General features: G+C 69.7%; 14 protein-coding genes and 2 tRNA genes. 8 read left to right on the top strand and 8 right to left on the bottom strand.

Annotated elements, in window-relative coordinates:
- From NQ160_RS13285 to ssb, 3 genes are all read right to left on the bottom strand, one after another.
- On the bottom strand, positions 1-191 hold a 191-nt coding region (locus NQ160_RS13285), incomplete at its 3' end, for an ATP-binding cassette domain-containing protein (protein ID WP_257515698.1).
- Between the two features lie 159 nt (positions 192-350).
- Positions 351-680 (bottom strand): DUF6993 domain-containing protein, encoded by a 330-nt coding sequence (locus NQ160_RS13280; RefSeq protein WP_257515697.1) that lies wholly within the window; start codon positions 678-680, stop codon positions 351-353.
- Between the two features lie 261 nt (positions 681-941).
- A complete protein-coding gene (gene ssb, locus NQ160_RS13275; protein WP_257515696.1) occupies positions 942-1,520 on the bottom strand; it encodes a single-stranded DNA-binding protein in 579 nt (192 codons plus the stop codon).
- Between the two features lie 239 nt (positions 1,521-1,759).
- Between ssb and NQ160_RS13270 the strand changes: the two genes are divergently transcribed.
- Both NQ160_RS13270 and yczE read left to right on the top strand, forming a co-directional pair.
- Entirely contained in the window at positions 1,760-2,008 is a 249-nt protein-coding gene (locus NQ160_RS13270; RefSeq protein ID WP_257515695.1) for a hypothetical protein, read from the top strand.
- A 65-nt stretch (positions 2,009-2,073) separates the two neighbouring features.
- Positions 2,074-2,691 carry a membrane protein YczE gene (gene yczE, locus NQ160_RS13265; RefSeq protein WP_257515694.1) on the top strand — a complete coding sequence of 206 codons (618 nt, stop codon included), beginning with the start codon at positions 2,074-2,076 and terminating at the stop codon, positions 2,689-2,691.
- Positions 2,692-2,694: 3 nt separating this feature from the next.
- Here the strand turns inward: yczE and NQ160_RS13260 are convergent, their stop codons facing one another.
- The gene (locus NQ160_RS13260) at positions 2,695-2,907 is read right to left on the bottom strand and encodes a methyltransferase (RefSeq protein WP_257515693.1); all 213 of its coding nucleotides are present in this window, start codon (positions 2,905-2,907) and stop codon (positions 2,695-2,697) included.
- 101 nt (positions 2,908-3,008) lie between these two features.
- Between NQ160_RS13260 and NQ160_RS13255 the strand changes: the two genes are divergently transcribed.
- The 6 genes from NQ160_RS13255 to NQ160_RS13230 all read left to right on the top strand — a co-directional run bounded on the left by NQ160_RS13255 (position 3,009) and on the right by NQ160_RS13230 (position 5,037).
- Positions 3,009-3,081: transfer RNA gene (locus tag NQ160_RS13255), tRNA-Arg, on the top strand.
- A 40-nt stretch (positions 3,082-3,121) separates the two neighbouring features.
- Complete coding sequence (orn, locus tag NQ160_RS13250; RefSeq protein ID WP_257515692.1) at positions 3,122-3,748, top strand: oligoribonuclease; 627 nt, start codon at positions 3,122-3,124, stop codon at positions 3,746-3,748.
- 38 nt (positions 3,749-3,786) lie between these two features.
- Positions 3,787-3,862: transfer RNA gene (locus NQ160_RS13245), tRNA-His, on the top strand.
- Between the two features lie 31 nt (positions 3,863-3,893).
- Complete coding sequence (locus NQ160_RS13240) at positions 3,894-4,235, top strand: metallopeptidase family protein (RefSeq protein ID WP_257515691.1); 342 nt, start codon at positions 3,894-3,896, stop codon at positions 4,233-4,235.
- Positions 4,226-4,531: an ATP-dependent Clp protease adapter ClpS gene (gene clpS, locus NQ160_RS13235; RefSeq protein ID WP_257515690.1), complete on the top strand. Its 306-nt coding sequence runs from the start codon at positions 4,226-4,228 to the stop codon at positions 4,529-4,531. Before NQ160_RS13240 ends, clpS begins: the two co-directional genes overlap by 10 nt.
- Positions 4,528-5,037, top strand: coding sequence for a DUF2017 domain-containing protein (locus NQ160_RS13230; RefSeq protein WP_257515689.1), 510 nt, complete (start codon positions 4,528-4,530; stop codon positions 5,035-5,037). Before clpS ends, NQ160_RS13230 begins: the two co-directional genes overlap by 4 nt.
- A 25-nt stretch (positions 5,038-5,062) precedes the next feature.
- On the opposite strand, the gene NQ160_RS13225 is transcribed toward NQ160_RS13230, so the two are convergent.
- From NQ160_RS13225 to gatB, 4 genes are all read right to left on the bottom strand, one after another.
- Complete coding sequence (locus NQ160_RS13225; protein ID WP_257515688.1) at positions 5,063-5,566, bottom strand: hypothetical protein; 504 nt, start codon at positions 5,564-5,566, stop codon at positions 5,063-5,065.
- Positions 5,567-5,630: 64 nt separating this feature from the next.
- Positions 5,631-5,951, bottom strand: coding sequence for a hypothetical protein (locus NQ160_RS13220; protein ID WP_257515687.1), 321 nt, complete (start codon positions 5,949-5,951; stop codon positions 5,631-5,633).
- Positions 5,952-5,998: 47 nt separating this feature from the next.
- A complete protein-coding gene (locus NQ160_RS13215; protein ID WP_257515686.1) occupies positions 5,999-7,276 on the bottom strand; it encodes a DNA polymerase IV in 1,278 nt (425 codons plus the stop codon).
- A 121-nt stretch (positions 7,277-7,397) separates the two neighbouring features.
- Positions 7,398-8,927, bottom strand: coding sequence for an Asp-tRNA(Asn)/Glu-tRNA(Gln) amidotransferase subunit GatB (gatB, locus tag NQ160_RS13210; protein WP_257515685.1), 1,530 nt, complete (start codon positions 8,925-8,927; stop codon positions 7,398-7,400).
- Positions 8,928-9,001 lie beyond the last annotated feature (74 nt).

Here is a 9,001-nt window from a genome sequence, read left to right as displayed (position 1 = left end):
AGCTTCGCCTCGCCGTTGGAGGGGGTGTCCATCCCCGCCATGATCTTCAGGATCGTCGACTTGCCGGCGCCGTTCGGTCCGACCATGCCGATCTTCGCGCCCGGCAGGAACGACATGGTTACGTCGTCCAGGATCAGCTTGTCGCCGACCGCTTTGCGGGCACGGACCATCTGGTAGATGTACTCAGCCACGGGGGTAAACGCTCCTTAGATGCGCGGGAATCGGATGCTCGAGAGCATCGTCGCGCGGCGACAGGACATGCGAGAGGTCCTCAGCCGCACCCGGTCAAGTCTACGGGGCGTTCTGGTCGGCCCCGCCCGGGGCGCCGGGGGCGCCCGGGACCGCCGAACTCACCAGTCGATGGGGCGGGTGTCGCCCAGCAGGCAGACGCCGCCGGCGAGTGCCGGTACGACCGACGTCACGAGGGCGCCGGTGACCGGACCGACCTGACCCAGGAGGCACTCCTCTCCCCACTGCACGGAGAACTCCAGTGTCTCGGCCGCGTTGCCGATCGTCGACATGTCTTCCGTCACCTGCATCGCCCCTTTGTCGAAGCCCGCGGCGACCAGGGCATCGACGTAGGCTCGCCCTTCGGCGTTCTGCGGCGACTCCCACACCGTCTGCGCGACGGCGGTGAACAGGGGCAGGTTGTCTTCGGCGGAGCCGTCGGGCAAGAGCACCGGACCGGTCGGCTCAGGCGTCGAGGCGGAGGGCGTAGGCGCCGGCTCGACGGCCGTCGTGGGCGCCGGCTCGGGTACCGGCGTCGCCGCGCACCCCGTCGCGAGGAGCAGTGCACTCGCGAGGGTCAGCGCGGCTCGCCCGGCGCGCCCACCCGAACGCCCACCGCGCGCAACCGCGACCGGAGTTCCTGGTTCAGGGGCAGATGACGTGGGATGACGGAGCACCCCGGAAGTCTAGGGTGAGTGCGCCTCCCCACGAGGTCAGAAGGGCGTCTCCTCGCCGTCTGCGAGGTGCGGCGCGCCCGCGGTGACGAGCGCGGGTTCCCCCGTCGACGGGGTCGAGGGGTCCCCCGCTGCACCCGGCCCGGCGGTGTTCCCGTTTTCGTCGTCCGAACCACCCGCGGGCGGCAGCGCCCAGCCGTCGGCGTCGACGTGAGCGGTCGGAGCAGGCTCCGCCGGCACGCCACCGGGCGCCTCGGCTCCACGCGCCGCGCGGGTGAAGGTGGTGGTGCCCCAGCGCAGGTCGGGCCCGATGGCGTGCGCGTCGACATCGGCGGTGACCCCGCTGCGACTGTCGTTCTCCCAGGTGCGCAGGCGCAGGGTGCCGACCACGATGACGCGGTCTCCCTTGCGCAAGGACCTCAGCGCGTGCTCGGCCAGGCTGCGGAACGCCGACACGTGGTACCAGTTCGTATAGGCGTCGACCCACGTGTTCGCTTCCTTGTCGAACCGACGCTGAGTACTGCCGACACGGAAGGCGACGACGACGTCGCCGCCTGCCGTGGACCTCCGCTCCGGATCGGCGGCGAGGTTGCCGGTGACGGTGATCAATTCGCTCATGGTGGGACCTGTCCTCTCGATGTGGAGCGGGGGTTTCCCCGCCGCTTCGGCACCCGCGTGCCCGTCGGGTGCCGAAGCGCTTCCACCATGCCCATGCCGGGCCGCAGGCGATGCGGGCAGGCACCCGTTCCGGGGATGCATCCGCACGATCCCCTCCTGTGGAGGGCGCGGTGCCTGCTGTCCCCGGCGCGAACCGGGATGTCCGTGGTCGGACATACGTTCGATTCCAGGAGGCGTCGATGATCACAATGCAGGCCCCCGTGCTGGTGAAGTCCGCGACGGGCAGCAAGCTCGTCGACGCCGCGCCTGACCTCTGGCGCGTGGTCGGCCGCGACGGACGCGTGGTCGGGCACCTCGGCCGCGTAGCCGAGGGATCCGACGTGAGGTACAGGGCGCTCCGCTACCACCCGGGCCGGGGCCGGCTCATCCCGATCGGCGAGTTCTGGTCTGCCGACGATGCCGTGCAGTGCTTGTTCTCGAGCCGGTGACGTCGGCGAGGACGCCCCGCGTCACAAACGCGCCCGGCCCGCGAATCGTGCGGTTGACTGACGGTGTGACACGACGGGTGCTGCAACTGCTGGGAGGGCTGCTGCTCTTCGGGGCGGGCTGCGCTCTGATGGTGCAGGCGGGCATCGGTTTGGATCCCTGGACCGTGCTGGCCCAGGGGATCTCTCGGCAGACCGGGATCGGCATCGGCTGGGTGGCCAACCTGCTCGGATTCCTGGTGCTTCTCCTGTGGATCCCGCTGCGTCAGCGGCCTGGGGTGGGCACGGTGGCCAACATCGCCCTCGTCGGCACCAGCATGCAGCTGACGATCTGGGTCGTCCCCCCGCCGACCGGCTGGCTCGCGCAGGGTGCGGTGTTCTTCGCCGGGCTCGTGGCCGTAGGCGTCGCATCCGGCCTCTACATCGGCGCGCGGTTCGGACCCGGCCCGCGCGACGGGCTGATGACGGGCCTCAACGCGCGGTTCGGCTGGCCGATCTGGACCTGCCGTTTGGTGGTCGAAGCGACCGTGCTGGTGGCCGGGTGGCTGCTGGGTGGCACGGTCGGACTGGGAACCGTGCTGTTCGCCGTGCTCATCGGACCGCTCGTGCACGCCACGCTGCCGTGGTTCGACACGCGGCGTCCCTCGGCGAAGGAACCCGCCGAGGCGCCGCAGCCTTCCGCGTGACCCTCAGTGCTCGCGGAACTGCGGCCACTCCGAGCCCGGGGTCATCTGCGCGTGCAGTGCACCCTTCGCAGCCTCCATCGACGGATACATCCCGTGCACGTCGTCGGCTCCCGCCATGGTGACGACGTAGGCCTCCTCCATCTTGCGGATCGTTCCGGCGACGCCCCCGCTCCCGTATGCCACCCAGAGCTGCGTGCGCTTCTCACCTGCACTCATCCTCGAACCCCTTTCGACACGTGCACGCTACGCCGCAGATCGGCGGACCGCCATGGACCCCCCACCGAAGTCGGCACGTGATCCCGGTAGCCTGGACGGGACCCCCCGTAGCTCAGTGGATAGAGCAGGAGCCTTCTAATCTCTTGGTCAGGCGTTCGAATCGCCTCGGGGGGACGTCAGGTCGGCGTCGGGGGCCACACGTAGGATGGAGCCCATGGTGGCGGCTTCAGAAAACGACAGGCTCGTGTGGATCGACTGCGAGATGACGGGACTGGACCTCGCCGTCGATGAGATCGTCGAGATCGCCATCGTGATCACCGACTTCGAACTGCGCGCAGTCGATCCGGGTTTCCAGATCGTCATCAAGCCGGATGCCTCGGCGCTGGCGAACATGAACGACTTCGTGACCACGATGCACGAGTCCTCCGGACTGCTCGCCGAGCTGCCGCAGGGCGTCAGCCTCGCGCAGGCCGAGCACGAGGCACTGGAGTACATCCAGCGCTTCGTCCCCGTCGAGGGTAAGGCTCCCCTCGCGGGCAACACGATCGGCACCGACCGCATGTTCCTCGCCAAGTACATGCCGCGTGTCGACCGCTGGCTGCACTACCGCAACGTCGACGTCTCGAGCATCAAAGAGCTCTCGCGGCGCTGGTACCCCCGCGCGTACTTCAACGCGCCGGCGAAAGAGGGCGGGCACCGGGCCCTCGCGGACATCCAGGAATCGATCCGCGAACTCGCGTACTACCGCGCCGCGGTCTTCGTGCCCGAGCCGGGTCCCTCCAGCGACGAGGCGCGTGCCGCCGCGGCATCGGCCGTGTCGTCATTCGCTCCAGAGATGTGAGAGAATTTAGAGGTTGCCCGCTCAGGCGGGAAGACATGGTGGGTATAGCTCAGTTGGTAGAGCGCGGCCTTGTGGTGGCCGATGTCGCGGGTTCGAGCCCCGTTACTCACCCCAAGAAGTGCCGAGAGGCACGATGATGATCGATATGGATGCTGCGGCGTTCGAGGCGCTCGTCGTGGACGAACTGGATCGCCTTCCGGATGACATGGTCGGCGGACTCGACAACGTCGTGTTCGTCGTCGAGGACCTCCCCGAAGACGGCAGCCTCGATCTGTTCGGCCTGTACGACGGCTGGGCCCTCACCGAGCGCGACCGCTACGGCATGGGCGAACTGCCCGACCGCATCATCGTCTATCGGCAGCCGCACCTGCACGCCTGCGGGTCGGTCGAAGAGCTTCGCGACGAGGTGCACACCACGCTGGTGCACGAGATCGCGCACTTCTACGGCATCGACGACGACCGCCTGCACGAACTGGGATGGGCCTGATGGGCCTCGCAACGCCGGATCTCGACGAGATCACACGTCTGGACGAGCTCGCCGAAGCTGACCGTCCGTGGCAGACGGTGGTGTGGAACGACCCGGTCAACCTGATGAGCTACGTCGTGCACGTGTTCCGCGAGTACTTCGGGCACTCCCCCGAGGTCGCGACCCGCCTCATGCTCGCCGTCCACCACGAAGGACGCGCGGTCGTCGCGGAGGGCGCGCGCGAACAGATGGAGCTGCACACGCAGGCGATGCACGACTACGGGCTCTGGGCGACCGTGCAGCAGGCGCCGGCATGACCGACCAGGGACACATCGTCATGGAGATCACCCTCGTCGAGGGTGCCCACCTCGCCGACCTCGTCTCGCAATTCCTCGAGCTGCTCGATGAGGGCGGCCGTTCGGGCGCTCGCCCGCCTGATGACCCGGCCATCGCGCGACTCGTCCCGGACGCGTACCGGGACGACGCGGATGCCGCGCGTGAATTCCGCGCGCTGACGGCATCCGATCTGCTGGGTCGCCGCCGCGACGATGCGCGCGCCGTGCTCGACGACCTCTCCCCCGGCGGACAGGGGCTGCATCTCACTGACGTGCCTCCCGATTCCCTTGCCGAGACACTCGCGGTGACGCTCACGGGCGAGCGCGGCCGCGCCTGGTTGCGCACCCTGAACGCGCTGCGCCTCGTGCTGGCGACCCGCTTGGGCATCGACGGCGAGGACGACCACGACGCCGGTGACCGGCGCTTCGCCATCTACGACTGGCTCGGCTATCGGCTGGACGGATTGGTCGCCGCACTCGGGCGATGACCTGAGCCGCTTCGCGGCCGTTTCGTCAGGGGATCTGGAAGACGTGCGTCGCGCGCTCGCGAGGGCTGTTGCGTGCGAGGTGGCGTTCTTCCTGCTCGGCCCACCGAGTCCAGTACGGGCGGAAACCATCGCCGTCGCGGGCCAGTGCCCGCGCTTGGCGGGAGACCGCCGGTGACTCGAGCCACGCGCGCACGTCGCCGAGCCGCGCGTTCTCCGGGGTGAGCAGGCCCGCGCCCTCGACGATCAGTGGCAGGGAGGGGTCCACCGCGTGCGCCTCGGCGCGCGTGCCGGACTCCCAGTCCCACCGCTGCCAGACACCGATCAACCCGCGCGCGTGGGGGCGGAGGATCTGGTCGCGCGCGTAGACGGCACCCTCAAAGAGGCCGTCCCACCCGGGATACAGGGAGTCCAGCGCCACCAGCTGCACCCGACCGCGCTGCGGCCATCGGGCCACCAGTTCGCGCGCAAGCGTGGACTTTCCCGCGCCGCTGCGGCCGTCGATGAGGACCACCGGATTGGACGCGCCCACGGCTCGTACCGCTGCGACGAGACGATCCGTCGCCGCGCGAAGAGCCGGGGACAGCGCGCGGTCGTTACTTCTTGAGGGCGCGGATGACACGGCTCAGTGCGCGACCGGCGACCCAGACGAAGGGAATCGCCACCGCGACGAACGAGACGATGTTCGGCTCGAACCGCAGATCATCGCCCTTGCGCACGTATGCGCCGAGCGGGATGGCATAGCCGCCACCGCCCCCGCCGCCGTTCCCGTCGGCATCCGCTCCGCCGCCGAACCCCGTCCAGGCGAGGGCGACAGGGACGAGGGTGATGCCGTCGAGCTCCTGCTTCTCTCCGTAGACGCTGGTGACGCCGTAAGAAGCGGACTGCTTGCCGAGGTCCAGTGCGATGTTGGCCATTCCCCCACCGTACCGGGCCGCGCGCCTGCGGCCCAGCATCCGGTGGGTCAGTGCTCGGGTGGGCCCTGGGGGCGGCGCTCCGGGCGGGGATTCGTCGGCAGAGCGCCGAGGTCCCGGGTGCCTCCCAGCAGCGTCGCGCGGGTGACGGCGGCGCGGCCGAATCGCTCGCGGGCTCCGTCGAGGGCCTCCTCCACGCGGCGCCAGTCCTCGTCGTCGTCCCAGAGGGCCAGTGGCGCGCCGCCGGCGGGTCGCAGGTTCTCCGCGCGCACGCCGATGAGTCGCACCGGCATGCGCAGGTCGATCTGGTGGAACAGGTCCCACGCGGCATCCCCGATGCGCTGCCCCACCGCGGTCGGTTCGGGAAGCGTCTGCGACCGGGTGAGCGTGCTGAAGTCGGCGAAGCGCAGCTTCAGGGCGATGGTGGCCGCCTCCCAGCCGTTCCCGCGCAAACGGGCGCCGACGCGGTCGGCGAGCCGGCGCAGTTCGGTGCGCAGCACGGCGGGGTCGGCGATGTCGTCGTGGAAGGTCTCCTCATGTCCGACGCTCTTCTCGATGCGCTCGGTCTGCACCTCACGGGCATCGACGCCTCGCGCGAGGTGCCACACCCGCTCGCCCATCGCCGGACCGAGCGCTCGGTTCAGCACACCGCGCGGGGTGGCGAGCACATCGGCCACGGTGCGGATGCCGCGGGTCTCCAGCGCCACGGTCGCCTTGGGGCCGACCCCCCACAGGGCGCTCACCGGGCGCGCGGCGAGAAACGCCTGGGTGTCGGATGCGCGGACGATCAACAAGCCGTCGGGCTTGGAGATGGTGGATGCCATCTTCGCGACGTGCTTGGTGGCCGCGACCCCGACGCTGCACGTCAACCCGGTCTCGTCGAGCACGCGCACCCGCAGCAGCCGTCCGATCTCGCCGGGCGATCCCCAGAGGCGGCGCGCTCCGTGAACGTCGAGGAACGCCTCGTCGATCGACAGCGGCTCGACCAGCGGGGTGATCGAGTGGAAGATCTCCATGACCTGCTGGGACAGGGCGAGGTAGCGGTCGAAGTGCGGCGCGACGACTGTCGCCTGCGGGCACAGACGCAGGGCCTGGCTGACCGGCATTGCCGACCGTACGCCGAAACGGCGCGCCTCGTACGAGGCGCTCGAGACGACGCTGCGCCCCTCGGGCGACCCGATGATGATGGGCTTGCCCTTCAGTGACGGGTCGTCGAGCACCTCTACGGCGGCATAGAAGGCATCCATGTCGACGTGGAGGATGCGCGTGCCGGTGTCGTCGGCGCCGTCCGGCGAGACGATGCGCCCCGTTCCGTCCCCGCGTCCCATAACCCCATCATCCCCGCATCCCCCGACACCCGAGTGAGTATTCGGGCGTCCGAGTGAGTATTCGGTACGACGGGTGAGTACTCACTCGCGCCTGCGAATACTCACTCGCGCCCGCGAATACTCACTCGGCGGCGCGGGAGAGGATCAGCTCGCGCACGCGCGCGGCGTCGGCCTGGCCCTTCATCGCCTTCATGACGGCACCGATCACCGCTCCGGCGGCCTGCACCTTGCCGTCGCGGATCTTCGCCATCACGTCGGGCTGGGATGCCAGCGCCTCGTCGATCGCCGCGATCAGCGCGCCGTCGTCCGAGACCACCGCGAGCCCGCGGGCGTCGACGACCTCCTGTGGCGAGCCCTCGCCGGCGATGACGCCCTCGAGCACCTGCCGGGCCAGCTTGTCGTTGAGCGTGCCGGCATCGACGAGAACCTGCACCGCGGCGACATCGGCCGGCGACACCAGTTCGCTCGGCTCCCGGCCCGCCGCGTTCGCGAGGCGCGTGATCTCGCCGGTCCACCACTTGCGGGCGGCGGCGGGCGATGCGCCGGCGGCGATGGTCGCTTCGACCTCGCCCAGCAGGCCGCCGTTGGCGACGTCCTGGAACTCGAGGTCGGTGAATCCCCAGTCCGCCTTCAGACGGCGGCGCCGGGCAGCCGGCGGCTCCGGAAGCGCCGCACGCAGCTCTTCGATCAGCTCCGCGGAGGGCACCACGGGCAGCAGGTCGGGCTCCGGGAAGTACCGGTAGTCGTCGGCGTCGGACTTCGGCCGACCCGGCGACGTGGTGCCGGTGTTCTCGTGCCAGTGGCGCGTCTCCTGGATGATCGTGCCGCCGTCGGCGAGGATGGCCGCCTGCCGCTGGATCTCGTACCGCACCGCCCGCTCGACCGACCGCATCGAGTTGACGTTCTTCGTCTCGGTGCGGGTGCCCAGCGGCGGTGTCGGCTCACCGGGGGCGACGCGCGGACGCAGCGACACGTTGGCGTCGCAGCGGAGGTTGCCGCGTTCCATCTTCGCTTCCGAAATACCGAGGCCACGCACGATGTCGCGGATCGTCGCGATGTACGCCTTCGCAATCTCAGGCGCCCGGTGCTCCGCGCCGATGATCGGCTTCGTCACGATCTCCACCAGCGGCACCCCGGCGCGGTTGTAGTCGACCAGCGAGTACTCGGCGCCCTGGATGCGACCGGTCGACCCGCCCATGTGGGTGAGCTTGCCGGCATCCTCCTCCATGTGCGCGCGCTCGATCGGGATCACCACGGTGTCGCCGTCGGCGAGCTCGATCTCGACCTCGCCCTCGAAAGCGATCGGCTCGTCGTACTGCGAGATCTGGTAGTTCTTGCCCAGGTCCGGGTAGAAGTAGTTCTTGCGCGCGAAGCGGCTCGACGGCGCGATCGAGCAGCCGAGGGCCAGGCCCAGGCTGATCGACGACCGAACGGCCTCGGCATTGACCACCGGCATCGAGCCGGGAAGACCCATGTCCACCGGCGCGACGAGGGTGTTCGGACCCGCGGCGTGGTTCTTCTCGTTGGCGGGGTTGCCCGCGCCGGAGAACATCTTCGTCTCGGTGTTGAGCTCGACGTGCACCTCGAACCCGAGAACGGGCTCGAACAGTTCGAGGGCCTTGTCGAAGTCCATCAGCTTTGCCTTGGCCATCAGCGGGTCCCTCCCAGGATCGGTGCGCGGTCCAGCAGCGGGCCACCCCAGCGGTCGACGAGCATCGCCTCCAC

The organism is Microbacterium sp. zg.Y909 (genome assembly GCF_024626565.1).
The sequence above is the reverse complement of the archived record's forward strand: the minus strand, read 5'-3'. Positions and strand labels throughout refer to the sequence as shown.

What these genes read in the sequence shown, in the direction of transcription:
- ssb (WP_257515696.1), bottom strand. Translation starts at nt 1,520, where the DNA reads ATGAGCGAATTGATCACCGTCACCGGCAACCTCGCCGCCGATCCGGAG.
- NQ160_RS13270 (WP_257515695.1), top strand. Translation starts at nt 1,760, where the DNA reads ATGATCACAATGCAGGCCCCCGTGCTGGTGAAGTCCGCGACGGGCAGC.
- NQ160_RS13260 (WP_257515693.1), bottom strand. Translation starts at nt 2,907, where the DNA reads ATGAGTGCAGGTGAGAAGCGCACGCAGCTCTGGGTGGCATACGGGAGC.
- orn (WP_257515692.1), top strand. Translation starts at nt 3,122, where the DNA reads ATGGTGGCGGCTTCAGAAAACGACAGGCTCGTGTGGATCGACTGCGAG.
- NQ160_RS13240 (WP_257515691.1), top strand. Translation starts at nt 3,894, where the DNA reads ATGGATGCTGCGGCGTTCGAGGCGCTCGTCGTGGACGAACTGGATCGC.
- clpS (WP_257515690.1), top strand. Translation starts at nt 4,226, where the DNA reads ATGGGCCTGATGGGCCTCGCAACGCCGGATCTCGACGAGATCACACGT.
- NQ160_RS13230 (WP_257515689.1), top strand. Translation starts at nt 4,528, where the DNA reads ATGACCGACCAGGGACACATCGTCATGGAGATCACCCTCGTCGAGGGT.
- NQ160_RS13220 (WP_257515687.1), bottom strand. Translation starts at nt 5,951, where the DNA reads ATGGCCAACATCGCACTGGACCTCGGCAAGCAGTCCGCTTCTTACGGC.
- NQ160_RS13215 (WP_257515686.1), bottom strand. Translation starts at nt 7,276, where the DNA reads ATGGGACGCGGGGACGGAACGGGGCGCATCGTCTCGCCGGACGGCGCC.
- gatB (WP_257515685.1), bottom strand. Translation starts at nt 8,927, where the DNA reads ATGGCCAAGGCAAAGCTGATGGACTTCGACAAGGCCCTCGAACTGTTC.